19 protein-coding genes are annotated in these 18,956 nt (G+C 44.2%); 6 read left to right on the top strand and 13 right to left on the bottom strand.

Annotated elements, in window-relative coordinates; all coding sequences use genetic code 11:
• Positions 1-14: 14 nt before the first annotated feature.
• Genes BUC50_RS04150 through BUC50_RS04135 form a run of 4 tightly spaced genes read left to right on the top strand, consistent with a single transcriptional unit; the run spans position 15 to position 2,423 of the window.
• On the top strand, positions 15-365 hold the full coding sequence (locus BUC50_RS04150) for a NifB/NifX family molybdenum-iron cluster-binding protein (RefSeq protein ID WP_213700459.1): 351 nt from the start codon (positions 15-17) through the stop codon (positions 363-365).
• A 9-nt stretch (positions 366-374) separates the two neighbouring features.
• A complete protein-coding gene (locus tag BUC50_RS04145) occupies positions 375-1,220 on the top strand; it encodes a nucleotide-binding protein (protein ID WP_286677177.1) in 846 nt (281 codons plus the stop codon).
• Complete coding sequence (locus tag BUC50_RS04140) at positions 1,217-2,095, top strand: ATP-binding protein (RefSeq protein ID WP_213700506.1); 879 nt, start codon at positions 1,217-1,219, stop codon at positions 2,093-2,095. Before BUC50_RS04145 ends, BUC50_RS04140 begins: the two co-directional genes overlap by 4 nt.
• 10 nt (positions 2,096-2,105) lie before the next feature.
• Positions 2,106-2,423, top strand: a complete 318-nt coding sequence (locus BUC50_RS04135) for a NifB/NifX family molybdenum-iron cluster-binding protein (protein ID WP_213700507.1) — start codon at positions 2,106-2,108, stop codon at positions 2,421-2,423.
• A 107-nt stretch (positions 2,424-2,530) separates the two neighbouring features.
• Here the strand turns inward: BUC50_RS04135 and BUC50_RS04130 are convergent, their stop codons facing one another.
• The 8 genes from BUC50_RS04130 to BUC50_RS04095 all read right to left on the bottom strand — a co-directional run bounded on the left by BUC50_RS04130 (position 2,531) and on the right by BUC50_RS04095 (position 9,989).
• Positions 2,531-3,745 (bottom strand): aspartate kinase, encoded by a 1,215-nt coding sequence (locus BUC50_RS04130; RefSeq protein ID WP_213700508.1) that lies wholly within the window; start codon positions 3,743-3,745, stop codon positions 2,531-2,533.
• A gap of 17 nt (positions 3,746-3,762) precedes the next feature.
• Complete coding sequence (gene dapD / locus BUC50_RS04125; RefSeq protein WP_273015605.1) at positions 3,763-4,461, bottom strand: 2,3,4,5-tetrahydropyridine-2,6-dicarboxylate N-acetyltransferase; 699 nt, start codon at positions 4,459-4,461, stop codon at positions 3,763-3,765.
• Entirely contained in the window at positions 4,431-5,093 is a 663-nt protein-coding gene (locus BUC50_RS04120; protein ID WP_213700509.1) for a 4-hydroxy-tetrahydrodipicolinate reductase, read from the bottom strand. Before BUC50_RS04120 ends, dapD begins: the two co-directional genes overlap by 31 nt.
• Entirely contained in the window at positions 5,093-5,977 is an 885-nt protein-coding gene (gene dapA, locus BUC50_RS04115) for a 4-hydroxy-tetrahydrodipicolinate synthase (RefSeq protein ID WP_213700510.1), read from the bottom strand. The genes BUC50_RS04120 and dapA overlap by 1 nt, the downstream gene beginning before the upstream one ends.
• Before the next feature lie 14 nt (positions 5,978-5,991).
• Positions 5,992-6,972 carry an aspartate-semialdehyde dehydrogenase gene (locus BUC50_RS04110; protein WP_213700511.1) on the bottom strand — a complete coding sequence of 327 codons (981 nt, stop codon included), beginning with the start codon at positions 6,970-6,972 and terminating at the stop codon, positions 5,992-5,994.
• A gap of 444 nt (positions 6,973-7,416) precedes the next feature.
• Entirely contained in the window at positions 7,417-8,268 is an 852-nt protein-coding gene (gene panC, locus BUC50_RS04105) for a pantoate--beta-alanine ligase (protein ID WP_213700512.1), read from the bottom strand.
• Between the two features lie 33 nt (positions 8,269-8,301).
• Positions 8,302-9,180: a YitT family protein gene (locus BUC50_RS04100; protein WP_213700513.1), complete on the bottom strand. Its 879-nt coding sequence runs from the start codon at positions 9,178-9,180 to the stop codon at positions 8,302-8,304.
• A gap of 56 nt (positions 9,181-9,236) precedes the next feature.
• Positions 9,237-9,989 carry a hypothetical protein gene (locus BUC50_RS04095; protein WP_213700514.1) on the bottom strand — a complete coding sequence of 251 codons (753 nt, stop codon included), beginning with the start codon at positions 9,987-9,989 and terminating at the stop codon, positions 9,237-9,239.
• A gap of 168 nt (positions 9,990-10,157) precedes the next feature.
• Here BUC50_RS04095 and BUC50_RS04090 point away from each other — a divergent pair, with 168 nt between their 5' ends.
• Positions 10,158-11,354 carry a M20 metallopeptidase family protein gene (locus tag BUC50_RS04090; protein ID WP_213700515.1) on the top strand — a complete coding sequence of 399 codons (1,197 nt, stop codon included), beginning with the start codon at positions 10,158-10,160 and terminating at the stop codon, positions 11,352-11,354.
• A 43-nt stretch (positions 11,355-11,397) separates the two neighbouring features.
• Here the strand turns inward: BUC50_RS04090 and BUC50_RS04085 are convergent, their stop codons facing one another.
• From BUC50_RS04085 to dnaA, 5 genes are all read right to left on the bottom strand, one after another.
• On the bottom strand, positions 11,398-11,871 hold the full coding sequence (locus BUC50_RS04085) for a DciA family protein (protein ID WP_213700516.1): 474 nt from the start codon (positions 11,869-11,871) through the stop codon (positions 11,398-11,400).
• Positions 11,849-13,747 (bottom strand): tRNA uridine-5-carboxymethylaminomethyl(34) synthesis enzyme MnmG, encoded by a 1,899-nt coding sequence (mnmG, locus tag BUC50_RS04080; RefSeq protein WP_273312033.1) that lies wholly within the window; start codon positions 13,745-13,747, stop codon positions 11,849-11,851. Before mnmG ends, BUC50_RS04085 begins: the two co-directional genes overlap by 23 nt.
• A 38-nt stretch (positions 13,748-13,785) precedes the next feature.
• The gene (recF, locus tag BUC50_RS04075) at positions 13,786-14,847 is read right to left on the bottom strand and encodes a DNA replication/repair protein RecF (RefSeq protein WP_273015447.1); all 1,062 of its coding nucleotides are present in this window, start codon (positions 14,845-14,847) and stop codon (positions 13,786-13,788) included.
• Complete coding sequence (dnaN, locus tag BUC50_RS04070; RefSeq protein WP_013047417.1) at positions 14,844-15,995, bottom strand: DNA polymerase III subunit beta; 1,152 nt, start codon at positions 15,993-15,995, stop codon at positions 14,844-14,846. The genes recF and dnaN overlap by 4 nt, the downstream gene beginning before the upstream one ends.
• Before the next feature lie 227 nt (positions 15,996-16,222).
• On the bottom strand, positions 16,223-17,551 hold the full coding sequence (dnaA, locus tag BUC50_RS04065; protein ID WP_273312034.1) for a chromosomal replication initiator protein DnaA: 1,329 nt from the start codon (positions 17,549-17,551) through the stop codon (positions 16,223-16,225).
• Between the two features lie 390 nt (positions 17,552-17,941).
• Here dnaA and BUC50_RS04060 point away from each other — a divergent pair, with 390 nt between their 5' ends.
• Entirely contained in the window at positions 17,942-18,940 is a 999-nt protein-coding gene (locus tag BUC50_RS04060) for a DHH family phosphoesterase (protein ID WP_286677176.1), read from the top strand.
• The last annotated feature ends 16 nt before the right edge of the window (positions 18,941-18,956 follow it).

Genomic DNA, 18,956 nt, shown 5'->3' with positions numbered 1-18,956 from the left:
GAAGGAGCTTTCCCATGAAAATCGCTATCGCTAAAAATGGAGATACCGTATCTGAACACTTTGGACACGTTGAGGAGTTTCTTGTTGTTCACGTTGAAAATCAAAAAGAAGTGGAAAGAAAGATTTATGCAACACCTAAAGGAGAACATGTGCCTGGGGCTATGCCTCAATGGATTGCAACTTTAGGCGCGGATGTGGTTATTACTGGGGGCATCGGAGGAAGAGCTTCAGCAATGCTTCGAGCGCAAGGAATAGATGTTCTCTGCGTTAAGCCGCTGTCTATAGAGTTAACAATAGAGGCTTTTCTCAATCAAAATCTTGAGGTTCTTTCTGATCAATGCAGCCATGACCACTCCTCTCTTTAGGAGCTCGCCATGTTTCGATTGACAGTCGCAAGCGGCAAGGGAGGCACAGGCAAAACGTGTATCGCTGCCTCCCTTGCTCTTTCTCTTAGTAAGGGGACAGCTATTGATCTCGATGTTGACGAACCTGACCTTGGTTTGGTTCTTCAGGTCAAAAATCCGAAGAAAGAAAATGTTTATAAAGTTGTCCCCCAGATAGAAGCCACTCGTTGTAAAGGATGCGGAGTTTGTGCTGATAATTGTGCTTTTGGGGCACTCAATCAATTCGGTACTCATGCGCCAGTTGTCAATATGCAGTTGTGTCATGGATGCGGTGTATGCGAACTTGTATGCCCTCAAAAGGCTATTAAAGATAGTAAAGCTTCCATTGGTATAATGAATATCAAAAATCAGGAATCCTTTTGTTTTCTTGAAGGGATATTAGATATTGGGGAACCCAATCCTGTTCCATTGATTCACGCTGTTCTAAAAAAAGCAGATTCTCTTCCTTTTCCACAGATTGTCGATGGGCCTCCAGGAAATGCCTGTCCCATGGTTGCCGCGGTGGAACAGTCCAATTTTGTGATACTGGTGACAGAACCTACACCTTTTGGACTCTCCGACCTCGCCCTGGCCACAGAAACAGTTCGCGAACTTCATATTCCTGCAGGCGTAGTTATTAATCGCTCTGATCTTGGCAATATTGAAGAAGCTGAAATATTTTGCAAGAATTTGGCTCTGCCTATTCTTGCTCGTTTGCCTTTTTCAAAAGAAGTTGCTCGTGCTTATGCTAAGGGAATCGCTCCCATTTTAATTGATAAACAATGGCAGGAAGCCGCATCGGATATTCTTAACCATGTCAAAGAGGTGCTGTCATGACTCCAAAAGAAATAGTTATCGTAAGCGGCAAGGGGGGAACAGGAAAAACATGCATTATGGCAGCTTTATGCTCTTCCTTTAGTGGAAAGGCTGTGTTTTGTGACGTGGATGTGGACGCTCCCAACCTTCAACTTTTACTTCATCCGCAAGACGAGCAAGCCTTTTCCTTTACTGGAAGAAAGATTCCTGAAATAGACACTGAGCGCTGTACTGTTTGCGGAGGATGTGTCGGGTTTTGCCGTTTTAATGCTCTCGAAAAGGCAGATAACGGAATCACATCATTGCCATGGAAATGTGAAGGGTGCGGGGGCTGCGCCCTGGTATGTCCCCATCAGGCGATATCCATGCATTCATATGAACAGGGGCAATACTGGCGAGGAACAACAACTTATGGTCCACTCTGGCATGCCCGTCTTCATGCTGGTGAAGAAAATTCAGGCATGCTTGTAGCCCGTTTAAAAAAGGAGAGCAGAAAGGAAGCTCTCAAAGAGGGGGTCCCATTTATCGTTATCGATGGGCCTCCGGGAATCTCTTGTCCCGCTATCTCGGCTCTTACAGGAACAACTCTGGCCGTCGCAGTGACGGAACCGTCGCTGTCCGGACTTCATGACCTTCTCCGTCTCAGTAAGCTTTGCGCTTCTCTAGATGTTCCTCTGGCCATTGTTCTCAATAAATCTGATCTCTCAGAAGCAAAGGGAGAGGAAATAAAGAATGAGGCTAAAAAAGAAAATTGGCACTTTCTAGGTTCGATTCCTTTCCGACCAAATGTTGTGGAAGCCATATCAAAAAAAGAGATTCCTTTAGAAGCGCTGAGCCCGGAGATAGACTCAATTTATAACAATCTAACAAATTTGATTAACATAATAAAAAGGTGAGGTGAAAAGTATGCGGATTGCTGCTGCTGTTAACGAACCTTCTCTTACAAGTTCTATTGCTGAACGCTTTGCTCGGGCTCCCTATTTTGTCATTCTCGATGAGGAAGGAACTCTTCTTGAGACGATACAAAATCCTCTTTTAGAACAAGGACATGGCGCAGGAGGAGCTGCTGCTCGACTTCTCTCAAAATACAATATTGATATTGTGATTGTTCCCCATGTCGGCCCCAATGCGGAAGATGCCTTAAAACTCGCTGGTATAAAGTATATAAAAGCTGAAGGATTGACACTAAAAGAAGCTCTTATCAAAGTAAAAGAGCTTTCGTAAAGGAAAAATAAAATGGCAGAACACACTACAGAATATATTGCTAAAGAAGTAAAACACGTCATTGCTTAGGGAATTAGCAAGAGCCGCTTCACATGAAGCGGCTCTTGCTAATTTTCAACCTCTGTTAAACCAAACTCATGCACTAGAGCCCTTACTGCCCTATTGGCATCAGTCTTCGCTACAAGAGTGGATATTTTAATTTCTGAAGTACTTGTTCCATACATTCGAATCTGTTCCCTGCAGAGAGCGGAGAAAAATCTCGCGGCTACGCCGGGAGCCGATTCCATACCTACTCCCACTGCTGATACTTTTGCAACCTTATCATCTTCAGTGACGCGCCAGCCATCATAAGAGGCCATTACTTCTTCCACCGTTCTACGTACTACTGGACCTTTTCCTTCAACAACTGTAAAGGTAAGGTAAGAATGGCCATTATCGTTTACTGTGGATATCATATCCACATTTATTCCTTTATCAGCCAATGCCGTGAACAAAGCACTCATTGCCTGTATTCCCCCAGGCATAGGGCTGATTGTAACCTTTCTCTGATTGGGATCAGATGTAACTCCTGTAACAACAGGCTGTTCCAACCATTCAGGCAATGTACCCACCACAAGAGTCCCCCTTTCATCTGAAAAAGTCGAGGCACAATACAGTTCAACGTTATATTTTTTTGCTATTTCCACAGCTCTCGAATGAAGGACTTTTGCCCCCATGGACGAAAGTTCCAGTACCTCGTTATAGGTGACATAGTCGAGTTTCTGAGCGTTTGGGCAAATTTTAGGGTCACAGGTATAGATTCCGGCCACATCACTATATATTTCACAGCGGGCTCCTGCTTTTGCCGCAATAGCTACAGCAGATGTATCAGAGCCCCCTCGGCCCAATGTAGTGATCTCCCCTTCTGGAGTGATCCCCTGAAAACCTGTAACAACTATTACATCACGCTGATTGAGCTCTCGTTCAACTTTTTTCATGTCAATATCCACGATGCGGGCATTACAAAAAGTTCCTGTGGTGATCATGCCAAGCTGAAAGGCATTATATGATACTGCTTGCACACCAAGATCGTTCAGCGACATTGAAAGAAGAGCCGCAGACGTCTGTTCCCCTGTAGCTAGAAGCATGTCAAGTTCTCGCGGAAGGGGATCTGAAGAAACCTGGTTCGCAAGGTCAATGAGGTTATTGGTGGTTTTTCCCATAGCTGAAACAACCACTATAAGCTTTTCCCCTTCTTCCACACGCTTCTTTATTTTTTCTGCTATGGCTCGAATCATTTCTGGTGTCGCAACTGACGATCCGCCATATTTCTGTACGATCACTTTCTAAAACCTCCCAATCAGAGGTTCCTCAGGTCTTGCACGATCTGAGTTTTATCAGCAGTTTTAGCATCGACCATTTTTATGATGCGGGCTGGAGAACCAGCTACCACAGCTCCTGGGGGCACATCTTTCGTTACAATAGCCCCTGCAGCCACAACTGCCCCAGCCCCAATATGCACACCCTCAAGAATAACAGCATTGGCTCCCACTAAAACATTGTCATCTATCATGACTGGTGTAGCGCTCGGAGGCTCAATGACCCCAGCTACCACAGCCCCTGCGCCGATATGGGAATTAGCGCCAACAACAGCCCGCCCACCTACAACAACGTTCATATCTATCATGGTGCCTGCCCCGATAACAGCGCCAATGTTAATAACGGCACCCATCATCACAACTGCGCCCTTGCCTATTTCCACCATATCGCGAATGATGGCTCCTGGCTCAATACGAGCATCATATTTTGTCAAATCCGCAAGGGGCAAAGCGGAATTTCGTGCCTCCACTTCAATATAAGTCCCATCAATATGGGACGCATTGGCTGAAAGGGCCAATTCTATTTCTTTGTGGTCGCCTATAAGCATGCCAAAATGGTTGCTGCCAATAAAGGTCAACTCTCCCCAGACACACTTCTCAAGGTTTCCAGAAAGATAGGCCTTGGCAGGAGTTCGCTTCTTTGATTCCTTTATAAGCTTGATGATTTCCTCGGTGCGCATGCGATAACCTCCTCGAAAGAATAAAATCCTGGCTCGGCGTTAACAACAAACTGGGCCGCACGATACGCTCCCAAGGCAAAAACTGAACGGGAAAGGGCGCGATGGGTAAATTCAAGAACTTCTCCCTCATTCGCAAAGAATGCGGAATGATCACCAGGAACTCCCCCCATTCGAAGAGAATGGGTGGGGCAATTACGCCCTGTTACCTCTCTCATCAAAATAGCTGTACCTGATGGGGCATCTTTTTTCTTGTTATGATGAGTTTCACATATTTCCAGATCCCAGTCCTCAAGGTACGGAGCAAACTGTCGTAACACCATTTTAAGGATATTAACACCAACGGAAAAATTAAAGCTCTGGACAACGGGAACCGTCTCTCCCAGTTTGCGAAGGAGCTCTATGTCTTCTTGCACAATAGCCGTGGTTCCAACAACCAATCCAGCTCTGTGCAAACGGCAAAGCTCAATAGTACGCGGTAATGCCATGCGATTAGAAAAATCAACTATAACCTGAGGAGTATCGTCACATGTTTCACCGTTTATATCCACTGTGAGACAGAGGGTATGCTCAGCAAAAGCCTTCTGAATTTCCTGCCCCATCCGGCCGGAAGCTCCCACAAGTCCGTAACGCATTAGTAGATGCCGCTCTCTTTCAGGGCTTCATCAACCACGGCCATAGCTTTGGAGGATGCAGGAATAAGAGGGAGACGAAGCTCGTTCTCGCAATATCCAAGGCGACTCACTCCATACTTGACGGGAATGGGGTTGGTTTCGCAAAAGAGCCCCTTCATCAAGGGGAAAAGCCGCAAGTGAAGCTCTCTGGCCTTCCCTATCTCGCCATCAAGGGCGAAACGAATCATTGTTGACGTTTCTCTGGGCGCCACATTGGAAAGTACAGAAATAACCCCGTCTCCTCCGGCATTGACAAGGTGGAAAGCCTGGTCATCGTTGCCTGAAAGAATAAAGAAGTTGGGACGCTGTTTCTGCATTTTTCGAATGAGGTAGTCAACCTGAGCTTCATCGCCGGAAGCTTCTTTAATACCAACAATATTCTCTATCTCAGCTAAACGAAGTACTGTCTCAGGCAGTATGTTGACCCCTGTACGACCCGGTACATTATAAATGATCAGCCGCCCTTTATTAATGCGGGAGGCAATGGTACGGTAGTGCTGATATAAACCTTCCTGGGGAGGCTTATTGTAATAGGGGGTCACCACAAGAACACCGTCTACGCCCAACGAAAGAGCCTGATTAGAAAGTTCTATGGCTGCTTCCGTGGAGTTGGAGCCAGTTCCTACTACAACAGGAACCCTTCCCTCAACTGTTTTTACTACAAAACGGACTATTTCTTCCCGTTCCTTAGCCGTTACAGCCGGCGCTTCTCCTGTTGTCCCAAGAACAACAAGAAAGTCTACGCCTCCGTTGATTTGAAAGTTCAAAAATCTTTCAAAACTCTCGTAATCTACCTTCCCGCTTTTAAAAGGGGTCACCACTGCTGTTCCTGTTCCGCTAAACATAGACCACACACCTCCTATTCAAAGCTGCGAGCATTAAGAGCTCGATGTTTCTTTAAGATGCGAACGGCGTTTGTTGCCGCTCCAACACGAATATTATCCGCTACATTCCACATTAAGAACCGTGTATCATCAAAAGCTCGAAGACGGGAAACATAGACAAGATCTGTTCCAGCGCCATCAAGAGGCGATATCACCTTATCTGTCAATTCTACGTTTTCGCTCGCCTCTATGGCTTTTCGAACCTCATCAAGAGATGCCGGCTTTCTCGTTTCTACCCAAATTGTTTCCGAGTGGCCGTAAAGTACTGGAACACGTACCGTGGTGGCCCAAATGCCTATAGAATCGTCCCGCAGAATCTTATGAGTTTCATCAACCATTTTCATCTCTTCTTCCGAGAATCCATTTTCCAGAATTGCCCCAATCTGAGGAATTACGTTGAGATGAATTTGACGAACGAATTTTTTAGGCTCCACATGGCCTGAAATTTGACTCTCAAGTTCATTTATTCCATTTTTTCCCGCTCCAGATACCGATTGATAGGTGCTCACAACTATAGATTTTATTCCAAAACGACGATGAATTTCATAGAGCCCAAGAACCATTTGAATCGTGGAGCAGTTTGGATTGGCCACAATACCTCTGTACCCTCGCAAGAGATCCCCGTTAATTTCAGGAACTACGAGAGGGATATCAGGAGTCATTCTAAAGGCGGATGAATTGTCAATAACGACTGATCCCGCTTCTGCAGCTATGGAAGCATATTGTTTCGACACATTGGAACCAGCAGAGAAAAGAAGGTAGTCAAAACCTTCTTTTAAGACTTCAGTCCCTAGCTCTTCAACTTTACAGGAATTTCCACAAAAGGACAAAGATGTTCCAGCTGATCTGGCAGAAGCAAAAAGTCGAAGTTCGTCCGGTCTAACTCCCTGCTCTTCAAGTACCCGAACCATTGTCCGTCCCACTTCACCTGTCGCGCCTACAACTGCTACCCTCATTATTATTACTCCTCCTTTGCCTGACAACCAATAAAAAAAGAGACCCGTCCCCGAAGGGACGAGCCTCTTGAAATCTAAATGCCCGCGGTACCACCCTGCTTGAACACATTTTTACATGTGTCCCAACTCGGTCTTCGTTACGTGAAGACAATTTCGTGAGTGTACTCCAGTTCTTTCACCTTTCCACTCCAGCTCCACAAGTTTTTGGCTTTTCCTGTCCCCTTAAGGATGCCTCTCAGCCGCTGAACACCCATCTCTGGTAAGGTTTCGACCTGGAAAAGCGCCTTGTTTCATCGCCTTTAACAATGTAGAATTATAAAGTTCCATTTCACATGGATTGGGTCGGATTATACGAAACAAAAATAAAACTGTCAAGAGAAGGAAAAGATTTCGCATTAGACGAGGGTAACGTCATCCCGCAATTAGACTGAGATTCCTTCTTCCTTATTGAGCTACCGTTACCATTATATTATCAATAAGACGGGTAGCCCCAAATTTTACAGCCAACGCAATGAGGCATTTGCCAAAAAGAACTTGAATAGGTTTCAAATTATGGGCGCTTACAATTTCCACGTAGTCTATACGGGTTTTGTCTTTGCTGAGTATGAGCTCTTCTATTGCTTTTCTAATTCTTGCGGCATCCCGTTCCCCATTTTCAACCATTTGCTGAGCCATTTCAAGGGATGCGGAGAGAACAGTAGATTGTTCTCGCTCTTCAGGCGTTAAGTATGTGTTACGAGAACTCATAGCAAGGCCATCTTTCTCTCTAATTATGGGACAAACGCAAATTTCAACATTCTGATTGAGATCTCTCACCATCTGCTGGATAACGATAGCCTGCTGAGCATCTTTTTGTCCGAAATAGGCTTTGTCCGGAAGAATAATATTGAAAAGTTTTGTAACTACAGTGGTTACTCCCCGGAAATGCCCTGGTCTGGAACGTCCACAAAGTTCCTTTGTCAATTCCGTTACTTCTACAAAGGTTTCATATTTCTGAGGATACATTTCACCCACTGTTGGGTAAAAAATAAAATTCGCGCCAGCCTCCTCGGCTAGAAGGGCATCACGCTCAAGATCACGGGGATAGCTCTCAAAATCTTCTTGAGGCCCAAACTGGGTGGGATTGACGAAAATACTCACCACAACTATATCGTTTTCTTTCGCCGCCCTTCGAACAAGAGAAAGGTGACCCTCATGGAGAAACCCCATAGTAGGAACCAAACCAATGCTTTTTCCCTGCCGTCTGCTACAAGCTAGTTTTTGCCTTATTGAATCGATATTGTTTACAATTTCCATTTGTTTCGTCTCGCCCTCCCTTTCTGTGCCCTATTAAATGTTTTTCCAATGTTTGAATCCATCTCCAACCACTTCAGCCACATCCGAGAGAATAATAAAAGTCATGGGATCAATTGAAACAACGTGTCGTTTAAGTTCCATGGCCTGTCTTCTGGTAAGCACCACCATTATCATATTCTTAGGTTCTCCTGAATAGGCACCTCGAGCATCGATAATTGTGGCACTTCTGTCGAGCTCTTCAATAATGAAACGCTTTACTTCTCCCGGCTTTTGAGTAATGATCATCAGCTGTTTTCTGCGATCAAATGATTTTAGCACGTTATCAATGGTAAGGCTTTCAATGTAGAGAAGAACCCCACCCATGAGAAGCTGCTCCAGATCCACTACAAACCACGAGGCAAGAAGAATCCCCATATTTATATAAAAAGAGTACATGCCCACATCAATACCATATTTTTTTCTCGCCGCCATAACAATAATATCTGTTCCCCCGCTGGAGCCTCCGCCCAGAAAAATGAGCCCCATTCCAAGGCCTCCTAAAACTCCGCCGAGGATAGCCGCGAGAAAAACATTTTGAATTAATGGATATGTAAAAAGTTCAAAAAACATAACAGAAACGGTCATTAAGATCGACACATAGAAAGTCCAAATTACAAAACGGGGGGACAGAACTTTCCAGCCCCAAAGCAATAAAACAGTATTCCCTATGGCAATGATCCACGCTGGGGAAATATTCAAGGCATAATGACTTATAAGGGCAATACCTGTCAGCCCAGCACTGGCAAATCTATATGGCATGATCAAAGCGACAAGTGCAAAGCTTATTATTATAGTGCCGATAGTAGTATAGATTATTGTTAGCCACTCGCGTTGAAGAAACTGTTTCAGTTTCGACGGCAAAAAAGTAAGCATGTTGAGAAGATCGGCCTCCTGGTGTAGTCTATTTAAGGATCACTAATTAAGAATCACTAATCCCAGATAATAAAAATACGTCTCCGACTGCTAGTTGACACCTGATAAACATATCCCCTATCACGGTCCCACGCATAATAACCATTTGAGGAAGGCTGACCGGCATTGTTAAGAAAAACCATATTCTTTAAAAGAACGCTATCGTAACCAATCCGTCCCCTAAAAGAGCGAATGAGTGGTAACGAGCCTCTCTCCTCAAAATCAAACCAGTTATCAGGCAATGGAACACCACGAGCTTTAAGCTGTTTGAGTATCACACCGTACTCATGGGGAGCCATTTCAAGAAAATAGAGCTTCCCCCTTGAAGAAGAGCGCAGGTCTTTAATAAGAGTAAAGGCGAGCCACGGCGAGGCCTCGTCAGGCAGCTCTGACAGCGACCAAAGCGAAAAATAAAATCCTTCTATCAATGCCAGAGGCTTAGGCATGAGCCCTGGATACCAAAACCCTTCCACTTCTTCCCAATTCTGTAGATTTCCAGAACATAGCCTTTCGATAAGTAAGAGACTATTTGCGGCTTTCTGCCTCGGTGTAAGGTTTTGCCGCAGGGAACGCCAAAGTTCTTCTGAAGAAATGTTACAAGCTTCCTGAAGCAGCTTTTGCCGAAGAATATGGGCTTCATATGTCATTCTTTTATCAAGATCGTAGAAACGTACTAGATCATCCCAACTATTAGCCCATGCCCCACTGCACAAAAGAATAAAAAACAAGGAGCTTAGGCTTATCATCCAAAAGAATTTGTATTTTTTCATAGTTTCACCACCCTATTTACAATTTCTTTTGTTTGATGATACATAATCCTTATTTAAATTGTATTATATATCTATAACACTGTGAATTTCTTATATTCTGTTAACATTATTCTCATCTTAACAAGAGACATTTCCGGTTTTAAATAAATTTAACAGGAGGAATATATCATGTTCAATCAAATCTCAAAATTAGTTGCTAAACATGAAGATGAAATCATTAATCTTAGGCGGCATTTCCATGCAAATCCAGAACTATCATGGAAAGAAGTACAAACCACGCAAAAAATTATCGAAATATTAAAAGCTCTAGGATTCTCCATTCTTCAAGTCGGTTTTGGCGGCACAGAAGCAGGTGTAGTTGCTGAAATCACTGGCACACAAAATTCTCATTGCATCGCTTTGAGAGCTGACATTGACTGCCTTCCCCTCAAAGAGGAAACTGGACTGCCCTATACCTCCACAAACGATAACATGCATGCCTGTGGCCACGATGCTCACATAGCCATGCTTCTCGGCGCTGCGCATATTCTAGCTGAAATAAAAGAGCAGATCCAGGGACGAGTACGCCTCATCTTTCAACCCGCAGAGGAACATGGCATTAAATCCGGTGCCTTAGCTATGATCAAAGAGAGTGCATTAGAGAGTGTTGACGCTGCTGCGGCCCTTCATATTTGGTCTCCCATCCCCGCTGGTAAAGTGGCCTATAGGAAGGGGCCTATCATGGCTTCTGCTGATGGATGGTATCTCACGATCAAAGGGAAGGGCGGCCACGGTTCTGCCCCTGAACTGTCCGTGGATCCTACGGTAGCGGCGGCTAAAATAGTAACAGCCCTTCATACTATTGTAAGCCGTGAAATTGACCCCCAGGAAATTGCCGTTGTAAGTTTGGGGGGTCTTAAGACAAATTCAAATAGTTTCAATATCATCCCTGACTCTGTCAAAATAAACGGAACTGTGAGAACCTTCAACCCCCAGGTTCAAGATCATATAGAAGAAGCAATGCACAGAATTGTTGAGGGTGAATGCATCTCTTCCCGCTGCGAAGGCAAGCTCGATTATAAACGATTTTTACCGACTACGATCAACGATTCTGAAATGATCTCTATGGCCATGAATGTTGCCGCGGAGTTTGTTGGAAAAGACAATGTGGAAGAGTGCCGCCTTGTGATGGGTTCTGAAGATTTTAGTTATTTCGGGCATCACGTCCCATCTGCGTTCTTCTTCCTCGGGGCCGGGAATTCCGCAAAAGGCATTGATTTCCCCCATCATCATCCAAAGTTTCAGATCGATGAAGACGTTCTTAAAATAGGTTCAGCTCTTTTATCAGGCATAGCCTATCACTATCTGGCAACACACGCTAATTAAGTTACAGAATAGATAACGCCCTGGATAATTTTCTCAGAACGTTTCATTTGCCAAATCTGCGATTCCACGTTGCCATCAACGTTGCAAGAGAGATAGCTATATCAGGGTCATCAATACGATCCTTTAAACGTTCCAGATTCTTAGAAATCTCATCTGCTCTAGGTGTTATAAGAACCTGTTTTTTTCCTGTTGTTTTTGGAATCCTCCGAGCAGAAATCTTCCCAATAACGACCTTAACGCCGGAAACAGGCAAATCCCACTCTTTACTGACTTTTTGAGCAATTGTAGCTCCCATCATAGAAAGACGCTGAGCCGCTGCAGGGCTTTCTGCTCGAATACAAAGCAACGTTCCTTCAATGGCAAAAGGTCGGCTTCGTTTCGAGAGAACGTTGCCTACTATCTTTTGCCAGTGCTGGGCCACATGAGAGAGAAGAATATGCTTTTTCCCATTTGAAGAAAAGATGCTCTCGAGTAAAGTCTCAACAGAACTTGCCTCATGGCGATGGCGTAATACCACGCTCCTTCCGCCTCCTTCTGGTTTCAAGATAAACAGACAGAAGCTGTATATCTGCTGGTGTCACTCCTGATATTCGGCTTGCCTGAGCAAGATTTTGCGGCCTGATCTTTTCGAGCTTCTGTCGGCTTTCCGAAAGTAGACCAGGAACTTCATCATAACTGAAATCTTCAGGAATATAGACCTTTTCACCTTTGCTAAGCCGGATAATCTGACGCTGCTGGCGCTCAATATATCCAGCATACTTTACTTCAATAGCAAGGCTTTGGGCTTCTTCATCCGTTAATGGCCGCTCTATTAGAGGCAAAAAAGGTCTCATGGCACCATAGGTCACTTCTGGCCTGCACAAAAGATCTATCGCCCTGACACTTTCTTCAAGGGGAGAAGAGCCTGCGCGGACTAACCAATCATTAACTTTTTCAGATGGGTTTATCCTCAGGTTTGAAAGTCGCACTTTTTCATGATCCACAGCCGCCCATTTCTCCCGCAATATCTGCCACTTGCCATCATCGATAAGACCCATTCGTCTTCCTATAGGGGCGAGACGACGATCAGCATTGTCGAAACGGAGAAGCAAGCGATATTCACAACGGCTTGTAAGCATGCGATAGGGCTCGTTTGTGCCTTTTGTCACCAGATCATCAATGAGTACGCCGATATAGGCATCTGACCTCTTAAGTACAACAGGAGCTTCTTTTCTCGTATAGAGTACCGCATTCATACCAGCGATTATCCCTTGTGCTGCCGCCTCTTCATACCCTGATGTTCCATTGATCTGTCCCGCGCAGAAAAGTCCCCGTATATTTTTTGTTTCAAGAGAAGGAGCAAGCTGAGTTGGTATGACATAGTCATACTCAATTGCGTAGCCAGCCCGTGTAATTTGGGCTTTTTCACAGCCAGGAAGAGCATGAACAATCTCAACCTGAACATCGTAGGGCAAGCTTGTTGAAAAATTTTGTACGTAGACTTCCTTATTTTTTCGTGATACAGGCTCTAAAAAGACAAGGTGACTGTCCTTATCTGGAAAACGGATTATTTTGTCTTCAATGGAAGGGCAATATCGAGGGCCAAGACCACTCATGAGCCCTGTCCAAAGAGGAGATCGCTCAAGGTTTTCGCGGATAATATTATGAAGATAACTGTTCGTCCGAGTCAGGTAACAGGAATATCCGGTGTATGTCTTTTTCTCTCCCCAGAGGTCGAAGCAAAGAGGTTCTTCAGCACTTTTCTGTTCAATGAGAGAGGATGTATCAATAGTGTCTATATGAAGTCGGGGGGTCGTATCTGTTCTCATGCGCCCCATTTCGATACCATTCTCAAGAAGAGAACGACTCAATTCGGTAGATGGCACTTGTCCCATGGGGCCAGAAGAGTAGTTTAAAAGACCAATGTGAACCTGGCCTCGTAAATAAGTACCTGTTGTTAAAATAACAGCGCCTGCTTCATAGGTAAAACCGTATTTCGTCTTAACGCCGCGAATGGAACCATTCTCGATCCACAGGTCTGTCACGATATCTTGATGTACTTCCAAGTTGGGGGTTGTTTCTATGGTCCATATAAAATGATCATGATAATCGCGAAGGTCACACTGGGCCCGTAACGCTTGAACTGCCGGCCCTTTCGATGTATTAAGCCACCGTACGAGCATTGTAGAATAATCAGCTGCCCGGGCCTGTTCTCCTCCCAAGGCATTTCCTTCTTTTACAAGATGACCTTTCGCCGGCCCTCCAATAGATGGATTACAAGGCATAAGCGCCGTATTATCAAGATAAAGGTTCAGCATGAGCGTTCTCGCTCCCATGCGTGCCGCGGCTAAAGATGCTTCGCATCCTGCATGGCCGCCGCCAACAACAATTACATCATACTTTTTTTGCTCCATTTGATTCGTCTCACCTTTTCTATCTCGATCTCTCAAAATTATCTCGATGTAATATTTCCCTGACGTACTTGCCAGACTGTTCCTGGCCAGCCATTCATTGAACTTTCAGCTGTAGCGGCAAAAACCTGCCATGAAGACTCTACTAGGGCATCAATGAGGATATTTCTTCCTCTGTCATCAAGCTCTGCCGCTATTTCATCAAGAATCAGAAGAGGCTTACGACGCAGCTTCCTTTCTACAGCCCAGCCTGCTGCCAACATGAGGGCCACTGCTGTCCTTCTTCTTTGCCCACGGCTCATCACTATCGATACAGGCTGTCCCTTTGTTGTTATTATCATATCGTCCCTTTGAGGCCCAACTTGCGGAACTCCTGTTATATGTTCTTTTTCTTTCCATTTTCTTACAGATTCCCAATAGTCCTGCATGGGATCCTGCAAGTCTAAAGCGCCTCCCCTTTCAAATGTAAGCACTATATCAGAAGGCAGAAGAATGCGAAATTCCTGAATGCCTATTTTTAGCAGATCGACGGCTGCGGCTCGGGTCGACCAAATCCATGAAACAAGAGGAGCGAGGACTTTTGATGTAAGGGAAGGATCTTTTCTTTCTCGAAGCAGAATCACACGATGGCGCAATGCTCTGCGGCAATCGCTCATTTTTCTCACATAGAGGGGAAAAAGAAGAGCGCAAAGGCGATCAAGAAACTGACGGCGCACAGACGGAGCTCCGTCAACAATAGCGAGATCTCCAGGCAGAAAAGCTAAGGCTGGGATGAGTGAACGTACATTTCCATGGGTTATTCGTTTTCCGTCACACTGGATAATGTTTTTCTCGCCTACAGTCGCAACAATATCCAGATTTGTCTCACCGCTAAAATACCCTCGTAAATAAGCCTGTTTTTCTTCTGTATCCCAATTAACGAGAAACGATTTACGAGAAGACCTGAAAGGCCCCCATCCAGAAAGAATATGAATGGCTTCCAAAGCATTAGTCTTTCCAGAACCATTGTTTCCAACAAGCAAATTGAGCCCCGCAGCCCATTCAAGACGGCGGGGCGTCAAATTCTTAAAGTTGTGCCAAGACGTAAGCTTGCAATGAGCTATTCCTCTTCGTCCCTTTCATGTATAAAATCAGATTCACTCAATTTAATGGGCATCAGCATATAGAGAAAATCGTCCCTGCCAGGACGGAGCATGCTCATCTGTCCCTCTGGGCCATTAAAGGTTATAAATACACTTTCACCATGAAGGGCCTTTAATCCATCTAATAGATACGCTACATTAAAAGCTATGAGAAGGGGTTCTCCGTCAATTTGAGCGTCAAGGATTTCTTCTGCTTCACCTATCTCAGGAGCCCGTCCCATCATACGAAGATCTCCATTGGGAGATAGTTTAAAGATAACCATCCGGGTATGATCCCTTACCACAACATCTACCCTTTCAAGCGCTTCTGTTAACGCACTTCGTTCAATGGTCAGGGTAGTAGTGCTCTGAGGGTTCAATATTTTTTCATAATTTGGGAAGGAAGATTCTATTTTCCGAATAGAAAATTCAATATCACCCATTTGAAAATAGGCAAGTGCATCATCATGAAGTATCTGAACAGGTTTATCACCTTCAAGGGAAGAGAGTTGGCGAAGCAGCTCTTTTAACCCTGCTAAAGGAAGAAGAATCTTCTCAGTATCTCCATACTCATCGAGAAGGACTTTCGATAAGGAGAGACGCCGTCCATCAGTGGAAACAATACGAATGTCATTCCCCTTCAATTCAAAAAGTGCTGCTCCTAAATATTTAGGAAACTCTTCTCCTAAAGTACTTGCCACTGTTCCTTCACTAAGTATTTGGGCTAGCGTTTCAGCTTTGACGGTACAGAAGAATTTTGCATTTTCAGAAGATGGCAGGTGAGGAAATTCCTCAACGGGATATGTAGAAAAACGATAGGTATTTCTTCCTGCGAAAATAATCCCTTTTCCTTCCTTTACTGAAACTGTAAATGTATCGGTGGGGGCTTTTTTAAAAAGTTCTCCAACAACTTTAACTGGAAGGATAGCTTCTCCGCCTTCTTCAATCTGTACTCCAGAAGCAATACATTTTATAGATGTTTTGAGATCTGTCGCTTCGAGGGTTAAAGAAGCATCATCGGTTCGGCATAGTATACCGGCGAGAGAAGTAATTGTGCTTTTAGTACTCGTAACTCGTTCTGTCGTTTGCCAGATTTTCATAAAATCCGGTTTGCTCACCTGGAGTCTCATAATCTATTCCCTCCCCTTGTTATTGTCTTTATTATTTTAGTATCTAAGTAATAGTGATAGTAATAAGGACTGTGGATAATGTGGAAATCGCCGTGGGCCGTTATGAAAAGTGACTTTTCTCTGTGGATAGGTACTCACAAATAATTCCCAAGTTATACACATTGTCCACAGTGAAATTGTGAAAAACTTACATTATTCCACTATTCACATCCTGTCCAACGCTATTTTCACAGCTTAGCCTCTATGTTATCCACAATTTCCTTCATTCTAGGTTGTTCTTCTACGAGTTTTGATATTTTTCTCTGAGCATGGAGAACTGTAGTATGGTCTTTCTTTCTGAAAGAAAAGCCTATCTGCTGAAGACTTATATCAGTGAGTTTTCGACATAGATACATAGCAACCTGACGGGCAAGGGCAATATCTGATGTGCGCCTATTCCCCACAAGGTCTTCAACGGTCAAACTGAAATTTTCCGCTACAATTTGTTGAATAGTGTCGACACTTACAGGCCCTTTTGAATTATGGCGAATAATATCTTTAAGCCATTGAGTGGCATTTTCCTCGGTAATGGGCTCACTATTGAGTTCGGCACAGGCAATGATTCTATTAAGGGCTCCTTCGAGTTCTCTTATATTGCTGGGCACATTCTGGGCAAGAAAAGAGATAACGTCTTCAGGCACCTCATAATTTCTAATTTGGGCTTTTTTCTGAAGGATCGCAATACGGGTCTCAAGATCGGGCATCTGTATATCAGTGACTAATCCCCATTCAAAACGGCTTACAAGACGATCCTCTATGTTTTGGATCTCCTTAGGAGGGCGGTCAGAGCATATGACGATCTGTTTTTTACTTACATGAAGCTGGTTAAAGGTGTGGAAGAATTCTTCTTGGCTGCTTCCTTTGTTTCCAAGAAACTGAATGTCATCGATGAGAAGAATATCCACACTTCTGTATTTAGATTTGAATTCCTGGGTCCTGTTATTTTTTATGGATTGAATAAATTCGTTGATAAACTTTTCAGAGCTCACATAGGTTACTTTTAAAGAATTGTTTTTATTGAGCACATAATGCCCTATTGCGTGCATCAGGTGGGTTTTGCCAAGGCCTACGCCTCCCCATATAAAAAGAGGGTTATAAGCTTCTCCCGGCGTTTCTGCTACAGCCAGACTGGCAGCATGGGCGAGACGGTTTGATTTTCCCACAACAAAACTATTGAAGATATAATTAGGATTAAGGCCGCTTCGGGGAGGAGTTCCCGTATGCTGGGCAGCTCGTTCTGCTCTTTGCTGTTCGTCCTTTCTTGCCTCCGAGGCAACTTTAAGCTCCAGTGATTGAGCGTATCCCTTATCCATAAGAACATCCTCAATTACATTTTGGAACCGTTTGGAGATCTGTTCTTTTACAAAAACATTGGGAACATCAATAACAAGTACATCGTTCATAACAGAAAGGGGAACACATGTCTTAAGCCATAAATCGGCTGTTCCCTCTGGCATCGTCTCCTCGATGTTCTTTAGGATGTCATCCCATAGTACATTAATATCTTTATCCACCAATTTATTCACCTCTGCCGATGGATTTACTTCATCTTACCACAGCTCATCCACAAAAGTTATCCACATATCCACAGTGTATCCACGTTCTCATAAAAAAAGATAAAGCCCCTCAGGGTCATATATAGCGGGATTATAAAATTAAAATTAAAAAATGACTATTCCTCACCAAGCTGTTACAAAGAAGGATCACAACATATCCACATTCTATTCACTCCCTGTGGACAGATGTGGAAAAAACACAGGTTTTCAACTGAAAGCTTTGAACTATTGCATGTGGAATCATACCATATTTTTCTTACACCTTTGTGGATAATTTTTACACATCTTTAAAAAAATCAGGTTAAAATGAGATATGGGCAGAAATTATTTTAAGACACAGGGGGGAAGGCAATGGCTCATATCCGCCATATAATCAGCCATACAGACCTTGATGGTGTAACAGCGGCAGCGGTGGCATGGCATCATTTCAAAGAAGAGAGTCCTCTCAAGGTGACATTAACCGGGTATGGCAGTGTAGATGGAATGATACTTGAAAATTTAAATGCTCACATTCCCATGGTGGTGCTTGATCTTTTTTGTCAGAAAGAAGCCACCATCGAAGAAATAGACCGCACTCATCAGCCAGAAGAGCCTCCTTTTTTATTCGACCATCACGAAACCACAGCTCAACGATATTCAAATCGCCCGTGGATTGTTGTGGACACATCCATGTGCGCGGCAAAGGTGTATTTGGAGTGGCTTCTTCAACATGATCCTGGTACCTCTGCCCGTTGCTTAGCGGGCATGGTCGACATTGCCAACGATAGGGATCTCTGGCTTAATCAGAGAGAAGAAAGCCGGTTATGGCAAGCCATGATTACCTTATGCGGTCCAGAAAGTATTCTGACTCGCCTGGCGTTTAACCCTTCCTGGCAGTTGGAATCTTTTGAGGAAAATGCGGCCAAGGATTTCATAGAACGGCAGGAGGGCCGATTCGAGAAAGCTCTTGAGATAATTAGCCGTTCAAAGGATATTGCCTTTGTGGAAGATGGGATTCTTGAATTTGGCGATGTTTCGGATTTTGGGGGCCTTGTTCTCGACCGTCTCGATAATCCGCCTCTTATTGTGGCAGTAGCCGCACGGCGTGTTATGGGAGACTGGGTATTATCCCTGCGAAGCCGTAATGCCATGGCAGGAAATGTTGTGGGAATTCTCCGTGATGGCAAGAAAGTAAGGGGAGGAGGCCATGACGATTCAGCAGCCCTCTATTTCCCCCCCTTTTATTCTCAGGAACAGATCAAGAGCTCTCTTGACGCTGCCGTACGCACCATACAGGAGCGGGATAAACCTGTAGGAACAAGCCTGGGAGATTTGCTGAAAGCGGCGTTGAATGATAAACAGAAAAATTAACTTTATAGGAAGGTAA

The sequence above is a fragment of the Aminobacterium sp. EBM-42 genome, from assembly GCF_001896635.1.
GTDB lineage: Bacteria > Synergistota > Synergistia > Synergistales > Aminobacteriaceae > Aminobacterium > Aminobacterium colombiense.
The sequence above is the reverse complement of the archived record's forward strand: the minus strand, read 5'-3'. Positions and strand labels throughout refer to the sequence as shown.